This is a genomic window from Brachybacterium sp. FME24 (assembly GCF_014897705.1).
GTDB lineage: Bacteria > Actinomycetota > Actinomycetes > Actinomycetales > Dermabacteraceae > Brachybacterium.
Genome location: NZ_JABUXV010000009.1, coordinates 130,458 through 146,641, shown reverse-complemented (window position 1 = coordinate 146,641; position 16,184 = coordinate 130,458). Strand labels below are relative to the sequence as shown.

At 66.3% G+C, this 16,184-nt stretch carries 14 protein-coding genes and 1 pseudogene; 5 read left to right on the top strand and 10 right to left on the bottom strand.

Annotated elements, in window-relative coordinates:
- Positions 1 to 94 precede the first annotated feature (94 nt).
- The gene (locus INT51_RS11990) at positions 95 to 787 is read right to left on the bottom strand and encodes a TetR/AcrR family transcriptional regulator (protein WP_226832281.1); all 693 of its coding nucleotides are present in this window, start codon (positions 785 to 787) and stop codon (positions 95 to 97) included.
- Positions 788 to 868: 81 nt separating this feature from the next.
- Between INT51_RS11990 and INT51_RS11985 the strand changes: the two genes are divergently transcribed.
- Positions 869 to 1,339, top strand: coding sequence for an ester cyclase (locus INT51_RS11985; protein WP_193105542.1), 471 nt, complete (start codon positions 869 to 871; stop codon positions 1,337 to 1,339).
- Between the two features lie 633 nt (positions 1,340 to 1,972).
- Here INT51_RS11985 and INT51_RS11980 read toward each other — a convergent pair.
- The 6 genes and pseudogenes from INT51_RS11980 to INT51_RS11955 all read right to left on the bottom strand — a co-directional run bounded on the left by INT51_RS11980 (position 1,973) and on the right by INT51_RS11955 (position 8,228).
- Positions 1,973 to 3,138, bottom strand: a protein-coding gene (locus INT51_RS11980; protein WP_193105541.1) for an IS3-like element ISAar24 family transposase whose coding sequence is annotated in 2 segments (ribosomal slippage) — positions 1,973 to 2,862 and positions 2,862 to 3,138 — 1,167 coding nt in all. Because the reading frame shifts where the segments join, the coding sequence is not laid out codon by codon here.
- A gap of 147 nt (positions 3,139 to 3,285) precedes the next feature.
- Positions 3,286 to 4,156 (bottom strand): annotated as a pseudogene (locus INT51_RS11975) (IS5 family transposase).
- Positions 4,157 to 4,227: 71 nt separating this feature from the next.
- Complete coding sequence (gene gap, locus INT51_RS11970; protein WP_193105539.1) at positions 4,228 to 5,223, bottom strand: type I glyceraldehyde-3-phosphate dehydrogenase; 996 nt, start codon at positions 5,221 to 5,223, stop codon at positions 4,228 to 4,230.
- Positions 5,220 to 5,825: a TetR/AcrR family transcriptional regulator gene (locus tag INT51_RS11965; RefSeq protein WP_193105538.1), complete on the bottom strand. Its 606-nt coding sequence runs from the start codon at positions 5,823 to 5,825 to the stop codon at positions 5,220 to 5,222. Before INT51_RS11965 ends, gap begins: the two co-directional genes overlap by 4 nt.
- Before the next feature lie 382 nt (positions 5,826 to 6,207).
- Positions 6,208 to 7,650, bottom strand: a complete 1,443-nt coding sequence (locus INT51_RS11960; RefSeq protein WP_193105537.1) for an NAD(P)/FAD-dependent oxidoreductase — start codon at positions 7,648 to 7,650, stop codon at positions 6,208 to 6,210.
- Positions 7,647 to 8,228 (bottom strand): hypothetical protein, encoded by a 582-nt coding sequence (locus tag INT51_RS11955; protein ID WP_193105536.1) that lies wholly within the window; start codon positions 8,226 to 8,228, stop codon positions 7,647 to 7,649. Before INT51_RS11955 ends, INT51_RS11960 begins: the two co-directional genes overlap by 4 nt.
- Positions 8,229 to 8,399: 171 nt before the next feature.
- Here INT51_RS11955 and INT51_RS11950 point away from each other — a divergent pair, with 171 nt between their 5' ends.
- A complete protein-coding gene (locus INT51_RS11950; RefSeq protein ID WP_193105535.1) occupies positions 8,400 to 9,005 on the top strand; it encodes a TetR/AcrR family transcriptional regulator in 606 nt (201 codons plus the stop codon).
- Here the strand turns inward: INT51_RS11950 and INT51_RS11945 are convergent, their stop codons facing one another.
- The 3 genes from INT51_RS11945 to INT51_RS11935 all read right to left on the bottom strand — a co-directional run bounded on the left by INT51_RS11945 (position 9,006) and on the right by INT51_RS11935 (position 11,706).
- A complete protein-coding gene (locus INT51_RS11945) occupies positions 9,006 to 9,770 on the bottom strand; it encodes a glycerophosphodiester phosphodiesterase (RefSeq protein WP_193105534.1) in 765 nt (254 codons plus the stop codon).
- 248 nt (positions 9,771 to 10,018) lie between these two features.
- Positions 10,019 to 10,753 (bottom strand): FadR/GntR family transcriptional regulator, encoded by a 735-nt coding sequence (locus INT51_RS11940; protein WP_193105533.1) that lies wholly within the window; start codon positions 10,751 to 10,753, stop codon positions 10,019 to 10,021.
- Positions 10,754 to 10,761: 8 nt separating this feature from the next.
- Positions 10,762 to 11,706 carry a dihydrodipicolinate synthase family protein gene (locus INT51_RS11935; protein ID WP_193105532.1) on the bottom strand — a complete coding sequence of 315 codons (945 nt, stop codon included), beginning with the start codon at positions 11,704 to 11,706 and terminating at the stop codon, positions 10,762 to 10,764.
- Between the two features lie 399 nt (positions 11,707 to 12,105).
- Between INT51_RS11935 and INT51_RS11930 the strand changes: the two genes are divergently transcribed.
- Genes INT51_RS11930 through INT51_RS11920 form a run of 3 tightly spaced genes read left to right on the top strand, consistent with a single transcriptional unit; the run spans position 12,106 to position 16,181 of the window.
- Positions 12,106 to 14,025 carry an ABC transporter substrate-binding protein gene (locus INT51_RS11930; protein WP_193105531.1) on the top strand — a complete coding sequence of 640 codons (1,920 nt, stop codon included), beginning with the start codon at positions 12,106 to 12,108 and terminating at the stop codon, positions 14,023 to 14,025.
- Between the two features lie 4 nt (positions 14,026 to 14,029).
- Entirely contained in the window at positions 14,030 to 15,022 is a 993-nt protein-coding gene (locus INT51_RS11925) for an ABC transporter permease (protein ID WP_193105530.1), read from the top strand.
- Between the two features lie 4 nt (positions 15,023 to 15,026).
- The gene (locus INT51_RS11920; protein ID WP_193105529.1) at positions 15,027 to 16,181 is read left to right on the top strand and encodes an ABC transporter permease; all 1,155 of its coding nucleotides are present in this window, start codon (positions 15,027 to 15,029) and stop codon (positions 16,179 to 16,181) included.
- Positions 16,182 to 16,184 lie beyond the last annotated feature (3 nt).

The window sequence follows — 16,184 nt, the reverse complement described above, 5'->3', positions numbered from 1 at the left end:
TCGCATCGCATCAATTGTCGCAGGTGGACCCGCCGCCCGAGCTGGAGCCGGAGTTCTTGCTGGAGCACGAACCTCCGCTAGAGCTGGCATTCCGTCAAGGGTGCGTGGCGTTCCTGGCCATGGCATCGGGGCAGGGGGCTTCGTCCGCCTCGCGCGTCGTGTCCACCCGGGGAAGGAGGGCGATGGCGGTCTCGGCGACGCCCTCCACCAGGTCGGCGCCGATCCCGGCTTTTCCGAGAGCCTCGATACCCCGGAGGACCGCTACGACGAGAAGGGCGAGTCGGTCTGCGTCGGCCGCCGGGTCAAGGTCGCGATGACGCTGTGCTGCGCGAATGTCGTCGGCCAGGGTCACTGCTATGCCGTCCAAGGTGCGGCGGGACCGGACAGTGATCTCGGGGTCGTGCTCGGAGAGCTCGGCCACGCTCTTCGCAAGGAGGCATCCGCGATGCCTGCTATCGGCGGCGACCGCGGCTGCTGTGGCGCGGATGTGGGCACACAGCCGAACGTAGGCCTGCTCGTCCGGTCCGGTCAGCCCGCTCGTCACGGCATCCGTGAGGCGCGCACAGTAACCGTCGAAGATCCTCAGGAACAGTTGCTGCTTGCCGCCGAATGCGCCGTACAGGCTGCCTTTGCCCAGGCCGGTCGCGGCGGCGATCGCGTCCATGCTCGTTGCGGCGTAGCCCTTGAGCCAGAACTGCTCACGGGCGGCGTCCAGGACCGCCGCCTCATCGAACTCCCTCGGTCTTGCCATTCCTCGAGGGTACCAGTACTTGACGATCCGTTCCATAACTCCTACCGTTGTGGACGACGCGGTCCACAATGGCTGTTCCGTCAGACGCTGGGTCGACGACGACATGAGGAGAGCAGAATGACGAGCAACGAAGAGGTCGTCCGCAATGCCTACCGGCTGGCGGAAGGAAACGCCTTGGACGGCGAAGGGTTCCGCGCCCTGTTCACCGAGGACGGGACGTTCAACGACATACCGAACGGGCTCACCGTCCGCGGGGACCAAATTCCTCAGGCGTTGGCCGGCCTCGCCAGCGCCTTTCCCGACATCCACCGTGAGCTGCTTGCGGTGCACTCGATCGGCGATGTCGTCGCCGTAGAGCTGCGGATTCAGGGAACCCATCTCGGCGGCTTCCCGACTCCTCTCGGCGAGATCGGCCCGACCGGTCACCGTATCGACGTTCCGGCGGCGGACCTCTGGTATCTGCGTGAGGGAAGGATCGAAACCTTCACCTGCTACAACGCGGCGAACGTGTGGCTCACTCAGCTCGGCGCCAGCCCCGACTTCGAGTCGGCAATCGAGGCCGCCAAAACCGCCGCCACCGGGGCATAGCCACCATCTCGCGGCCCCGAGCAGGGCGAGCACGGCGCTGCTCCCTGGCGAATCGCCGACCATGTATCCGATCAGGATCTACACCCTGCGCACGGCAGGCCACTGACTCGCGGAGCTTCGACCTCGACGAGAGGATCGACGCCGAGGAGCTGCGCGGGACCAAGATCCGTGTGATGGGAGCCTATCCAGGAGCGACGGACACCGGATTCTTCGACCACACAACCGCCACAATGGACCCGAAGGCAGTTTCGCCTCACCACGCCGCCACCAGAATCCTCGACGACTACTCCCGCGGTCGAACAGCATCCTTCCCCGGCGGTACCTCCGGCCGCATACTCTCGCTTATCCCCCGGCTCCTCCCCCGTTCCCAGACCGCACGGCTGACTGGCGACTTCAACCGCCGTGCAGGACACGACCGAAGCCGAACCCTCTGAGCAGGCAGGGCCGCACCAGTGTCTCAACGCTGGTGAAACGCCGACCAGAGTGCGCTGGCGACGCTGGCGAGAACCACGTCCGCGACGGGGACCGCAGACTGCCGTCGATCAGGGTGCCCTCGTGATGATGGGGCACTCAGGCGCCGGCCTCAGCCAATGCATCTGACCTGCCCTACGGTTAGGTTTCCACTCTTGGTCGCTAGCTTCCGATGGTGGTGAGTGCCCGCGGGGTGCGGGCGAGGTCGTAATCGTGGGGTGTCGCGTACTCGAGGGAGGAGTGCCGGCGACGACGGTTGTAGAACACCTCGATGTACTCGAAGATCGCGTTCGCGAGCTCGATGCGCGTCTTCCACTTCTTCCGGTTCAGCAGCTCGATCTGCATCGTCGACCAGAACGACTCCATCATCGCATTGTCGAGGCCATCGCCGACGGTCCCGAACGACGGCAGCAGTCCCGCTGAACGGATCTTCTGAGTGAAGACCCAGGAGGTGAACTGGACTCCGTGATCCGCATGAACGATCCCTCCGGTCCCTGGCTGACGTGCACGGATTGCCATGCCCAGAGCGTTCACGACCAGGGTGGAGTCCTGTTTGGAGTCGATAGCCCAGCCGATGATCTTGCGGCTGCAAGCATCCAGCACGGCGGCGCAGTAGATCTTGCCCTCCCGGGTGGGATGCTCGGTGATGTCCGTGACCCACAGCTCGTTCAGCGCGAGACGGTGGAACTTGCGGTTGACCAGGTCGTCCGCTGTGGCGACCCCCTTGAGTCGCTTGATTCTGGCTGGGCCTGGAAGGCCACCGATTCCGGCGCGAGTCATGAGGACGGAGATGAGCCGGCTGGAACACGGAATGTTCATTCCGATGGTGAGCTCGGCGTGGATGCGGCGGTAGCCGTAGGTGCCGCGGGAGGCGACGTGGATCTCCCGGATCAGGCCGGTCAGCCAGCGGCGGCGCAGCTCAGTGGCACTGGTCGGGCGCTTTCGGTACCGGTAGTAGCCCTGACGGGAGACGCCCAGTAGGCGGCAGCAGGTGCTTGTGGGTGCCCCGGCGTCGACGAGTCGGTCGATCACCGGGTGCGCCCTTTTGGGGCAACTCCTCCCTCCTCGTCGAGCCACGTCGCGGCCCGGCGGAGGATCGCGATCTCCTGCTCGAGCTGGCGGACACGGCCGCGCGCCGCGCGGAGCTCGGCAGATTCCTGACTGCTTAGTCCCGGCCGGCGGCCGTGGTCGATATCGTCCTGTCGCAGCCAGTTGTGGAGGGTGACCTCGTGGATGCCCAGGTCCAGTGCGGTCTGCTTGACCTGGCGGCCCTCGCGGACCAGAGCGATGGCACGGGCACGGAACTCGGGAGGGTACGGGCGTGGCATGCGAAGAGCCTTCCATGAAGACCATCGACTAGCGACGTCAACTGGAAACCGAGCCATAGGTCAGGTCAATCCGGCACCTGAACGCGCACCGGTCCCATGCCTGTCGAGTTATTCCTCGAGGCCAAGAAGGCGGCCTATGGCGTGCTGCTAAACCCATTGGAGGGTCGCGGCGAGGCAGAGTGCGGCGTGGTAGTTGCGGGCGGTCTTGTCTGAGCGCATCGCGATGCCACGCCAGTTCTTGAGCTTGTTGAAGCAGCGTTCGACGACGTTGCGGGCCTTGTAGCGTTCTTTCTGCTCCCACCCGAAGTCGATCGGCCGGCCCGGGTGCTTGCGGCGGTGGGCAATCTGGTCGTCGCGCTCAGGGATCGTGGTCGCGATCCCTCGTTCGCGTAGCCAGGCCCGGTTCGCCTTCGACGGGTATCCCTTGTCCGCCAGCAGCCGGTCCAGCCGTGACCTCGGCCTGCCGGTTCGGCCGGGGACGCGGATCTCGGAGAGCGTGTCGATCAGCATGCTTGTGTCCGCCGCCTGCCCAGGCGTCAGCAGGAACGCCAATGCCCGGGCTCTGCCGTCGCACACCAGGTGGCTCTTGGTCGTCAGACCGCCTCGGGAGCGGCCGATCGCGTGGTCAGGCGGCTCGGTGCCGAACTTCTTGTAGTTCGACCGAGCCCCCTGTGTCCCGGGCAAGGGTCGCGCCGTGCTGATGCACGCGCACGATCGTCGAGTCGATCGACGCCACCCAGTCCAGTTCGCCACGCTGATGCGTGAGGGACTGCACCTTCTCCAGAACTCGCGACCACACGCCCTGCTCAGACCAGCAGTTGAAGTTCTTGTAGATCGTGTTCCAGTTCCCGAACCGTTCCGGCACATCCCGCCACGGAGCGCCGGTCCGGTAACACCACGCCGTCGCCTCGACCACCGCGCGACGATCTACCGGCGGACGACCCGTCGCCTTCGCAACCGGAAGCAGCGGGCCGATCACAGCCCAGGCCTCATCAGAGATCTCAGTACGCGACACCACTCAAGCGTCGCCCGCGTGCCGCCCGTCAGCCTCTGCAACACGCCGTGACAAACTCGGGGCGATCCACGCTTCTACGCGATGACCCGCTGGGAGAGTTCCACGAGGCGGTTGGAGAAGCCCCATTCGTTGTCGTACCAGGCGAAGACCTTGACCTGATCGCCGACGACCTGGGTGAGGGGTGCGTCGAAGATCGCCGAGCGGGGGTTGCCGACGATATCGGCAGACACGAGCGGCGCTTCCGAGTAGGCAAGATAGGGCGACAGCGCAGGCGTAGCGGCTGCGCTGAGGAAGGCCGCATTGACTTCCTCCACGGTCACCGGCTGCGTGAGCCTGGCGGTGAGGTCGGTGATCGACCCGACCGGCACGGGCACGCGCAGCGAGACGGCGGTGAGCTTCCCGTCGAGTTCGGGGACGATCCGTCCGATTGTGCGACCGGCGCCGGAAGAGGTCGGGATAGTGGACAGAGCCGCGGCGCGGGCGCGGCGGAGGTCGCTGTGGGGGGCGTCATGGAGACGCTGGTCGCTCGTGTAGGCGTGGATCGTGGTCATGAGCCCGGACTCGATGCCGAACGCCTCGTGCAGCACCTTGACCATCGGGGCGAGGCAGTTGGTCGTGCACGATCCGTTCGAGAACACGTCTCCGGTCAGGTCAATGGCTTTGTCGTTGACGCCGAGCACCAGCGCGGGCACGTCGCCGTCGGCGGGTGCGGAGATGATGACTTTGCGGGCTCCCGCGGCCAGGTGCTGTCGGGCGCTGGCTGCGTCGGCGAACCGGCCGGTGGACTCGATGACGACATCCACGTGCTCCTCACCCCAGGGGATGCGCGCCGGCTCGCGCTCGGAGGTGACGCGTATGCGTGCATCGCCGACGACGATCGCGTCACCGTCGACCCGCACGCCGTCCAGATGCCCGGCGATGGAGTCCCATTCCAGGAGCGTGGCGAGCGTGGTGACGTCGGCGATGTCGTTGATCGCGACGACCTCGACATCCGCGTCACTGCGCAGCGCCGCACGCAGATAACTACGGCCGATGCGGCCGAAGCCGTTGATTCCGATGCGAACGGTCATGAGTGTGTCTCCTTCTCGGGATGGCCAATAGTGGTGCCTACCGTGGCGCGAGCGGTGTCGAGTAGGCCGATGGCTCCTCGGATCGCAGCGTCCATCGGACCTTGCTCGCCCTTGGCACGGGCGAGTATGTAGCCGCCTTGGATCACCGCGGCGAGAGTTCGTGCGAGGTCTGCCGGGACGATGCTCTCTGGTAGCTCTCCGGCGGCGATCGCAGCGTCGATCGCCTGCTCCCAGCGGTCCAGCATCACGTCGAAGGCATCCGCGACGATCGTCATCAGTTCCGCGTCCCTGACGACTTGTGGGTCCTGGGTCATCCGGCCCACCCTGCATCCCTGCGTCCCCGGCCGCGGCACCGAGAGGTAACGCTTCATGCACTCCAGAGGCGAGTCGTCTCCGTCCAGCACCGAGGATGCACTGGTCAGGTCCCCGGTCACCGTTGCCAGTGCCTCGACGGCCAGTTCGCGCTTCCCGCTGAAGTGGTGGTACATGCTGCCTTGGCCGACTCCAGCGCGCGCCATCACGTCACGGGGACTCGTCGCGGCGTAGCCGCGCTCCCACAGCAGCTCGGCCATCGCTTCCGTCAACTGATCACGTGAATCCATAGATCTAGTGTAACAACTAGTCTGTACAGAGAACGTGACATCGAGAACGCGCCCTCGCGTGGCAACATCGCCATCCTGTTACCGAGAAACGATCGTCCGGACGTGCCCCTTGCTCACCTCAAGCAATGGGACGACCGCCGAACGCTCACCCACAGTGACGACTCGTGAGTCGTGGCCCTCTCGATATCCGAGCAGGACCTCACCTGCTTGGTTGGGACCGGTGCACGGTCGGGTGGCAGCCGGGGGGGGCGCGCCGCCTGTCAGCCTTTAGCAACACGCCCTAGCTGCTGGCCTTCAAAGGCTAGGGTTCCGCCTGCCCGGATCCGGCCGGGCAGGCGGAATCTGCGATGCCAACTCTCGGGTGGCCACGCTTGCCTGACTGTCAGCCGGCCTGGTCGTAGGCCTCGAGCAGGCGCAGCCAGATCTCGCTGATCGTGGGATACGCGGGAACGGCGTGCCGGAGCCGGCTGATCGGCACTTCGCCGACGACCGCGATCGTCGCCGCCTGCAGCAGCTCGGCGACGTCCGGGCCGAGGAAGGTCGCTCCGAGGAGCACCTGCCTCGTCTCGTCGACGACGAGCTTGGCGCGGCCCGTATATCCCTCGGCGTGGAGTGCCGCTCCGGCGACCGCGCCCAGGTCGTGCTCGACGGTCCGGACGGGCAGTCCGGCCTCCCGTGCCGCCGCCTCGGTGAGGCCCACGCGGGCAACCTCGGGGTCGGTGAACACCACGTGCGGGACGGCCCGGGAGTCGGCCGTGGCGGCATGGCGCCCCCACTCCCCTGTGTCGAGCTGCTGCCCGAGGTGCCGGGCGGCGATCGCCTCGCCGGCGACGCGGGCCTGGTACTTGCCCTGGTGGGTGAGCAGCGCGCGGCCGTTCACGTCACCGACGGCGTAGAGCCAGTCCGTGCCGTCGACCAGCATCGACTCGTCCACCCGCAGCCGGGCATCCGGATCGATGCCCACGGCGTCGAGCCCGACCCCGTCGGTGCGGGGGCGGCGCCCGGTGGCGACCAGCAGCTCGTCCGCCGCGATCGTCGTGCCGTCCGCCAGGTCGAGGTGCACGACTCCGTCGTGGTCGCGGTCGACGCGTGTCGGGACAGTGCCCACGCGCACATCGATGCCTTCCTGCACGAGAGCCGTCTCGAGACCTTCGCGCACGAAGGGCTCCTCTCCCGCCAGCAGCTGCGAGCGGGACAGCAGGGTCACGTGAGCTCCGAGGGAGGAGTAGGCGACCGCGAGCTCGGTGCCGGCCACGCCGCCGCCGATGATCGCGAGGCGCGAGGGGATGTGCTCTGCCGTGGTCGCCTCCCGGGTGCCCCAGGGGTCGGTCTCTGCGAGCCCCGGGATGTCGGGGAGCACGGGCAGCGAGCCGGTGGCCAGGGCGATCGCCCCTGCCGTGTAGACACGCTCGCCCACCTGGACCCGCCCCGGCCCGACCAGTCGGCCGTGGCCGCGGATCAGGTCGATGCCCGCGCCCTCGAGCCAGGCGGCCTGGCCGGCGTCGGAGCCGTGGGAGGTGAAGGAGGAGCGCCGATCCAGGACCGCGTGGACGTCGAGCTCGCCCTGGATCGCTTCACGCGCTCCGGGCACCCGCCGCGCCGCGCGCAGGGCATGCCCGCTGCGCAGGAGCGCCTTCGAGGGCATGCAGGCCCAGTAGGAGCATTCCCCGCCGACCAGCTCGGCCTCGATGACGGCCGTGCGCAGGCCCTGCCGGCCGGCGTAGTCGGCCACGTTCTCGCCGACGGCTCCGCCGCCGAGCACGATCAGGTCGTAGTCACGAGGGGCTCCGCTGTGGCTGCGCTCGGCGCCTGTCGCGGCGCTCATGCTGCGGACTTCCGCACCAGCAGGGCGAGGCGGATGGCGGAGAGCAGGAAGAAGACTCCGCCCAGGATGGCGTAGCCGCCCACACCGCCGATCGCCTCGGAGCCGGCGAGCCCCTGGGAGAAGAAGGCCGAGCCGGCGAGCACGGAGATGCCGCCGCTGAGCATCTGCGGCACTTGGCCGCCCGAGCGTCGGTTCCGGATCGCGGCGATGAGCTGCGGCAGGCCGGAGCCGATTGCCCAGAGTCCCCAGACCGCGAGGGCCGCGGCGGCGGAGAAGGTCACGGCGACGCCGAGCGCGATGGCGACGATCACGCTGACCGCCACATTGATCTGCTCCGCGGTCCGGGAGCCGGGCTCGCGGCGCGGGGACCGCAGCTGCCATCCGACGGCCGCAGCGTCGACGAGGGGATAGATGACCAGCAGGGCGGTCAGCAGGAAGCCGCCCGAGGGGGCGGCCAGGAACAGCAGGCCCGCCCAGAGGACGGCGAAGACGAATCGTCCGAGGTACAGGCGGAGCAGGCGCCCGCCGAACCCTGCGGTGGTGGTGGCTTCGGTGGATGGCGCAGCGGTGGTGGTCATGACGATCTTCTTTCGGGATGAGGGGTGCCCAGGGCGGCGGGGGCGAGGCCGATGCCCCGCGTGCTCGTCGTGCTGAACCGTTCAGTAGTAGAGTAACTAGTACGTCTACATAGGCGACAGTAGACTCGACACGACGTCAGCGCAAGCGCCCTGACCGAACCGGAGGAGCAGATGGACGCCGAGACCGCCGTATCCGCACCGCGCAGGCGCACCGGATCCGATACCCGACACAGCATCCTGACCGCGGCGAACGAGCTGTTCTACGCGCAGGGGATCCGCGCGACGAGCGCGGATCGGATCATCGAGCAGGTCGGTATCACCAAGGTCACGTTCTACCGCCACTTCCGCTCCAAGAGCGATCTGGTGGTGGCCTATCTCGAGCAGCAGGCCGCGAACGAGCAGGAGTGGATGCGCAGCGTGCGCCGAGAGGGCGATCCGGAAGGGTCCCTGCAGACCCTCGCCACCCAGATCGGCGAAGCAAGCTGCTCCCCCGGCTTCCGCGGCTGCGCCTTCCTCAACGCCGCCGCCGAGTTCGCCGACCCGGCGGACCCTGTGCGCGTCACGGTCGCCACCCACCGCGCCTGGATGCTCGAGGAATTCACCGGCCTCGCCCAGGAAGCAGGCGCGGCCGACGCCCCCGCCGTCGGCCGCCAGCTGATGCTTTTGCGCGATGGCGGAATGGTCAACGGGTACCTCGGGGAGCCGACGAAGGTGGGCGCATCCCTCGGCGCCACGTTCGCCGCCGTTCTCCGCGGGGCGCGGACGCTCGACGGCTGATCAGGCCGTCGCGGCGCGGGCGCGCTCGAACCACGCGAACGCGGCCTCAGGATCATCGACGGTGGTGCCGTCGAGGCCGAGCGCGAGGGCGCGCTGCATGTGCTCCGGGCTCCGGGTCGGCCAGCCGTGCACCTGTCGCCCCGCCGCGTGCTGGGCCTCGACGAGCTCGGGGGTCAGACCCTCCCATCCGCAGTAGAGCGCGCCGGCGCCGGTCCGCTGGAGAGCGGACTCGAGCCCCTCGGGATGCACTTCTTCCGCCGGCAGGCGACCGAGGATGAGCCCGCGGGGGATCTGCGGCAGCTGGTCGCGGGCCTGCACGAGAGCGTCCGCATCGAAGCTGGTCAGACGCACCCGCTCGGCGAAGGTGGGCAAGCGCCGCGCGGCGTCGACCAGCAGCGGCACCACAGCCGGGTCCTTGATCTCCACCTGCAGGAACACCGTGGTGGCCTCGAAGACCTCCTCGAAGGTGTGCACGCGGTGACCATCGCGCAGTTCCACCCGGCAGATCACCCTCCACTCCAGCTCGTCCACCGGGCCCATTCCGCGACCCTCGTCGCCCGCCACCACCCGATCCAGGGTGCGGTCATGCGAGATCACGATGCGCCCGTCGGCACTGGGGCGCACGTCCAGTTCGAGCTCCCGGCAACCGGCGTTCTCGGCCGCACGGAAGGACGCGATCGTGTTCTCGAGAACCTGCGCCATCGCGCCGCGATGGCCGACGATCGTGAAGCCCGCGTCGCTGTTGGCAGGATCGTTGCTGGTCATGGTGCTGCTCTCCGTCAACTCTGTCGGATCTGTGTGCCGTGCTGCCCCGAAGGGGTCACCTATGTTCCCCCATCGGCCGCCGCGCCGCCAGCTCCGTGATCAGCCCCGAAGCAGCAATGGCGGGCCGGGGACTACTCGCAGCGCACCCCGTCGTCGGACTCGTCCCGGTCCTGTGAGCTCATCGCCGGGCGGAAACACGGCTAGACCCGCCGGCCGGCATCGAGCTGGACGCCGAGGCCCCCCAGGGGTCATGCCTCGCCGTGATCGACGGGCTCAGCCCGGAAGAGGCGAATCCTCACCCCGTCGAAATGGCCCCGCATGCGCGACCGGTAGAGATCGACGTCGGCATGCTCGAGTGCTTCGAGCAGACCCTCGTGCCACGCACACGCGTCAGCCGGCGTGTAGTGCGGACCCGGCAAGCGCGGATCGATCTCGTGAAAGGTCGTCCAGAACACCCAGAGCAGATCCATGACCAGCTCGTTGTCCAACGGGCGATAGAGAGCCTCATGGAATGCAAGGTCCTCGTCGGGGAAATACTCTCCTGCGGCCGCCTTCGCCCGCATCGCGTCGACGATCACCCTCAACTGATCTGTGCTGTTCGAGATGTAGTGCCGGACCACCTCGGAAGCCAGTCCGACCTCGAGAGCTTCCCGAACCTGCAGCAGCCCCCGCACCTCGCGCATACTGCCGCGCATCGACTGCTGCAGACGGAAGGCGAGTCCGTCCTGCATCACTCGAGTCGGCACCGCACCGACGTAAGTTCCCGAGCCGTGGCGGACCTCGACGAATCCGAGAGCCTGCAGCGCCTTGATCGCCTCGCGCAGCGCATTGCGGGAGATGCCCAACTGTTCCATGAGCTCAGATTCGGTCGGCATGGGATCACCTGCGACGAGCCCGCGCTCCAGGATGAAGCTCTTGATCGCATCCATCACCTGGCGCTGCCTCGACGGGAGCGTGTCCCGAGCAACACCTGGTACTGCCATGTGGTCTCTCACGCGCCTGCCTCGGGTCCGTACTCGACGAGTATCTGCTTGATGCGTTGACGATCCCCATCATCGAGCCTCACCGAGGGTGGAGCGCAGGGGTCGTGATCAATCGCTCCGAGCATTTTCATCGCGGCTTTGAAGGCCCCCAGGGCACGAGAGCTGTCCCCCATGGGCACTCCGGTCTCGATCGAGACAATACCGAACAAGCGCCGGAGCCGTTCCTGCTCACGCCGCACGTTCTCCACATCCCCCTCCTGCACGAGCTCGACCAGGCGAACATAACCGTGTGGGTCGACATTGCCCAGTCCGGGAACCAGCCCATCGGCACCTGCCTGCATCGCCCGGTCCGCATCAACTTCCGACCCGGAGAGAATGCTCAATGCACTGAGGCCATGTCGTTCCCGCCCGCGCAGTAGAGCCTCAAGGTACTGCTGGTCCCCCGAGGAATCCTTGACCCCTTGAACGGCACCCTCGGCCGCCAGCTCGATGGCAAGATCTGCTGGGATCGAATGACCATTGACCCGTCCGGGGTTCTCGTAGGCGAACAACGGCACCTCACCGACAGCCCGCCTGATTCCGCGGAAGTGTTCGGCGATCTCCATCGGCCCGCTGGCAGCGAAGAAGGGGGCCGTCGCAACCACGGCATCCGCGCCCAGAGGAATCAACATGTCGGCTTGCGCTACAGCACGGGCCGTCGCCGTGTCGGAAATGCCGATCAGCACTGGCAGCCTGCCGCCGACCTCGTCGACCGCAATCTCGACCACCTGCCTGCGCTGCCCATCGGTGAGGAACCCGAACTCACCGGAGGTGCCGAGCACGAAAGCCCCGCTGACGCCTGCATCGGCCAGACGAGTCAGGTGCCGCCTGAGCGATTCCTCGTCGACGGATTGCCCATCATCGATCAGCGGTGTGCACACCGGAATCACGACACCAGCCAGGGGTGAACTCATCGAAAATCCTCCTTCTTCGTGCTTCACGTCGTCCTCGCCGGAGATCCCATGACGCCAGTGCTCCGGCTCGGCACAACCAGCTCCGGCCACTGCCGGGTACCTCCAGTCAGGCCCAGGTGCTCTCGCACCATGCGACCGTCCGGGTTCTCTCCGCCATGGGCACGTCCCAAGTCATGGGACGTACTATGACATACTGCTATTCGCGCGACAAGGGTCCATCCGGGCGGGACTCGACCTGGGCTTTTGCTATGCGTTCTGAACTCTTGCACCTCCGGACATCCCATGTCATGCTAGGCGCCGACGATGACGTCGCCCCGGCACACACCCTTCGGGTTGGGGCTCAAGCGCGGAGGTCTCCAGATGTTTCAGGTAACGCGACGGTCACTCCTGTACGGCACCGTGGCCGCAACAACCGGAGGAGCACTGTCCGGTTGCACCTTCTTCAGCACTGATCCGGACTCGGGCGGATCCGGACCCGCCGCGGATGACGGAGCACTGGAAGCTCCGTCGCTGCAGCAGCAGGTCGAGGCCGGCGAGCTGCCTGAGCTCTCCGAACGCCTTCCGAAGGATCCCCTGGTCGTCGAACCGGTCAATGAGCTGGGTACCTACGGGGGAACCTGGCGGACATATGCCATGGGGCCGGACGACAACAACGCCTACAACGCGATCGGTTACGAGGGTCTGGTGCGCTGGATCCCGGAGTACACCGGCGCCACCGGAACCGATGAGATCCTGCCCAACCTCGCCGAGTACGAGGCGAATGAGGACGGCACCCTCTACACATTCACTCTTCGCCCCGGCATCCGCTGGTCCGACGGCGAGCCATTCGATGCCGACGACATCATGTTCTGGTACGAATCAGTGTTCTCCCACGAGACGCTCACCCCTGGAGTGCCCACCTGGCTCGGCAGCGGCGGCGAGCGAGCGGTGGTCGAGAAGGTCGATGATCACACGGTCACCTTCGAGTTCCCGACCACATCGGCGTTCTTCCTGCATTCCATGGCCCAGCTCGGACAAGGCGTGGAGATCGTGAACTATCCCGCGCACTACATGTCCCAGTTCCACCCCGACCACAACGAGGACCTGGACTCGCTGGTCGCCGAGAGTGGGCAGGCCGACTGGGTGGCCCTGTTCGAGGACCGTGCGCAGTGGCGGTACAACCCTGACCTGCCTCGCCTCACACCGTGGGTGATATCCACTCCCGGCAACTCCGGGACGAAAGCGGTCGCCACGCGCAATCCCTACTACTGGAAGGTCGATCCCGAGGGCCGACAGCTGCCGTATCTGGACGACGTGCAGTACAACCTGGTCGAGGACCCGGAAGTCGCACTCCTGCGCGCCCTCAACGGTGAAGTCGACCTGGAGCATCGCCATATCGCCACGGGCGAGAACTACCCCGTGCTCGCGGAGGGCGCGGAGGAGGGCGACTACTGGTTGATGAACTACTCCTACGACTCCATGAACATCGCCCTCATCCAGCTGAACCTCACGCATCCGGACGAGACCAAGCGGGAGATCTACAACAACAAAGACTTCCGGATCGGGCTCTCCCACGCCATCAACCGGCAAGAGGTGATCGACCTCGTCTACAACGGGCAAGGGCAGCCGTGGCAAGCCGGGCCACTCGAGGAGTCCGCGCTGTATCACGAACAGCTCGCCACGCAGTTCCTCGAGTACGACGTCGACCTCGCGAACCAGCACCTGGACGATGCCGGATACACGGAACGGGACGCGAACGACATTCGCCTCGGCCCGGACGGCAACCCGATCGTCATCACGCTGGACACCCGTTCCGACGTGTTCAACTGGACCGATCTCGCCGAACTCCTCACGGACTACTGGGCTGCAGTGGGTATCGACGTGGAAGTCAACACCGCTTCCCACGAACTCATCATCGAACGCCGGGAGAGCAACCAGCACGATGCCATCCTGGAGAGCGGTCTCGGAGGGCGCGCAGCTGTCCTGGTTCCCCGGAACTACGTCCCCATCGAGTCCACGGCCGGGTTCGGCGTGCAATGGGCCCGCTGGTACCAGGGCCTCCCAGACGGAGAGGTTCCGCCGGAGAACGTCCGGCCGATGTTCGACCTGTGGGACCAGGTGAAGACCACCTTCGACGGCGAAGAGCAGGAACAGCTCTTCACACAGATCCTCGACATCGCGGCCGAAGAGTTCCTCCAGTTCGGAGTCGCCACGCCTGCCGGTGAGTTCGCCGTGGTCAAGAACAGCATGCGCAACCTGCCCGAGGATGGCATGCCGTCAGGGACCCCGTACCCCAATCCCGCGCCCTACAACCCGGAGCAGTTCTTCCAGGCCGAATGACATCATGGTTCACTACATCGCCCGAAGACTCCTGTACATGGTCCCCACCCTGCTGGCGATCTCGATTCTGACCTTCCTGGTCATCCAGGCTCCTCCCGGTGATTACCTGAACACCGTCGTTGCCAAGCTCGAAGCAGAAGGTCAATACGTCGATCGCGCACAGCTCGAAGCTCTCCGCAATCGGTACGGCTTGGACGAGCCGATCTGGGTGCAGTACTGGCGCTGGATCACCGGAATCATCATCCACGGGGACTTCGGCCACTCCTTCGTCTACAGCGCCCCCGTCGCCGACGTCCTGAAGGAACGTTTCGGTTTCACCGTGCTGCTGTCCGTGACCTCGATGGCCTTCGTGTGGGCCGTCGCGATCCCGGTCGGCATGTACTCGGCCGTCAAGCGCTATTCCCCGGCCGACTACACCTTCACCTTCATCGGATTCCTGGGGCTGGCGGTTCCGAACTTCCTCATCGCCCTCGTGCTGATGTATATCTCCTACAGCTACTTCGGCCAGTCGGTCGGGGCGCTCTTCTCCCCCGAATTCGCGGAGTCCAGCTGGAACCTGGGGAAAATCCTGGACCTGCTCAGCAATCTGTGGATACCCATCGTCATCATCGGGACAGCAGGAACAGCAGGAATGATGCGCATCGTTCGAGCGAATCTCCTCGACGAGCTCCACCGCCCCTACGTCACGACCGCTCGAGCCAAAGGTCTGACCGAGGGATCACTGCTGATGAAGTACCCGGCCCGTCTCGCGGCCAGTCCCATCGTGTCCACGATCGGCTGGTTGCTGCCCTCCCTGATCTCCGGCGAGATCATCGTGTCGGTCGTTCTGAACCTTCCGACCACCGGCCCCGTGATGCTCCGTGCGTTGGAGAGCCAGGACATGTACCTCGCCGGGAGCTTCCTCCTCCTGCTCAGCGTCCTCACCGTCGTCGGGACGCTCATCTCCGACGTCCTCCTGGCCCGGCTCGATCCTCGAATTCGCTACGGAAAGCGGTGATCGCATGACGTCCATGCAATCCGGTGAGGTGCTGCAGGGGGCCGACGAAGCTCTCGAGCACGCATCGAACGAGCCGGTCTCGGCAACACGCGGGTATTGGCACCTGGTCTGGCGCCGATTCCGTCGGCACCGCGTGGCGACGATCAGTGCGATCATCCTCATCCTCATCTACGCTGTCGCGCTCCTGGCCGAGTTCGTGGCACCTCATGGAACGGCAAGCAGGTTCGAGGGGTATCAGAACGCTCCGCCGCAGGTCATCTCCCTGGTGGATACGAGCGACGGCTTTCGAGTCGGATTATTCGCGAACGGCTACGCCGTGGAGGAGGACGAGGAGTCCCGTCGACGCACCATGTCCGTCGACGAATCGTCAGTGCGTGAACTGGGCCTGTTCGTGAAGGGCGAGGAATACAAGCTGGCGGGGTTGATCCCGTGGGACCGGCACCTCATCGGACCCGTCGATCCGGAGGAGCCGGTGTTCCTGCTGGGCACCGATTCCCTCGGCCGGGACTTGTTCAGTCGCATCGTCCACGGCACACGAGTGTCCATGTCGATCGGACTCGTCGGCGTGGCCGCGTCGATGATCCTCGGCATTCTCTTCGGGGGCCTGTCCGGCTACTACGGCGGTGCGACGGACACACTCATCCAACGCTTCATCGAGTTCATCATGAGCATCCCCAGCCTCCCGCTGTGGATGGTGCTCGCAGCTTCGATTCCCACGACGTGGGGACCGATCACCAGCTACTTCGCGATCACACTCATCCTCTCGATCATCGGGTGGACGGACCTCGCACGCGTAGTCCGTGGGAGATTCCTGGCCTTGCGCGAGGAGGACTTCGTCGAATCCGCACGGCTGGACAACGCCAGGACGCTGCGCATCATGCGGCGGCACATGCTGCCGTCGTTCAGCAGCCACATCATTGCGGCGCTCACCCTCGCCGTTCCCGGGATGATCCTGGCCGAGACCTCGTTGAGCTTCCTCGGCGTCGGGCTGCAGGCTCCCGTCGTCAGCTGGGGCGTACTGCTCCAGGAGGCCCAGAGCGTCCGCAGCCTGGTCACCACGCCCTGGCTGATGTTCCCCGGCGTGGCCGTCATCGTGGCCGTGCTCGCTCTCAACTTCGTCGGAGATGGCATGCGTGATGCCGCCGACCCGTACAACTGACCG

Excerpts from the sequence above, each read along its gene's own strand:
- INT51_RS11990 (WP_226832281.1), bottom strand. The coding sequence starts at position 787 with ATGGAACGGATCGTCAAGTACTGGTACCCTCGAGGAATGGCAAGACCG.
- INT51_RS11985 (WP_193105542.1), top strand. The coding sequence starts at position 869 with ATGACGAGCAACGAAGAGGTCGTCCGCAATGCCTACCGGCTGGCGGAA.
- gap (WP_193105539.1), bottom strand. The coding sequence starts at position 5,223 with ATGACCGTTCGCATCGGAATCAACGGCTTCGGCCGCATCGGCCGTAGT.
- INT51_RS11965 (WP_193105538.1), bottom strand. The coding sequence starts at position 5,825 with ATGGATTCACGTGATCAGTTGACGGAAGCGATGGCCGAGCTGCTGTGG.
- INT51_RS11960 (WP_193105537.1), bottom strand. The coding sequence starts at position 7,650 with ATGAGCGCCGCGACAGGCGCCGAGCGCAGCCACAGCGGAGCCCCTCGT.
- INT51_RS11955 (WP_193105536.1), bottom strand. The coding sequence starts at position 8,228 with ATGACCACCACCGCTGCGCCATCCACCGAAGCCACCACCACCGCAGGG.
- INT51_RS11950 (WP_193105535.1), top strand. The coding sequence starts at position 8,400 with ATGGACGCCGAGACCGCCGTATCCGCACCGCGCAGGCGCACCGGATCC.
- INT51_RS11945 (WP_193105534.1), bottom strand. The coding sequence starts at position 9,770 with ATGACCAGCAACGATCCTGCCAACAGCGACGCGGGCTTCACGATCGTC.
- INT51_RS11940 (WP_193105533.1), bottom strand. The coding sequence starts at position 10,753 with ATGGCAGTACCAGGTGTTGCTCGGGACACGCTCCCGTCGAGGCAGCGC.
- INT51_RS11935 (WP_193105532.1), bottom strand. The coding sequence starts at position 11,706 with ATGAGTTCACCCCTGGCTGGTGTCGTGATTCCGGTGTGCACACCGCTG.
- INT51_RS11925 (WP_193105530.1), top strand. The coding sequence starts at position 14,030 with ATGGTTCACTACATCGCCCGAAGACTCCTGTACATGGTCCCCACCCTG.
- INT51_RS11920 (WP_193105529.1), top strand. The coding sequence starts at position 15,027 with ATGACGTCCATGCAATCCGGTGAGGTGCTGCAGGGGGCCGACGAAGCT.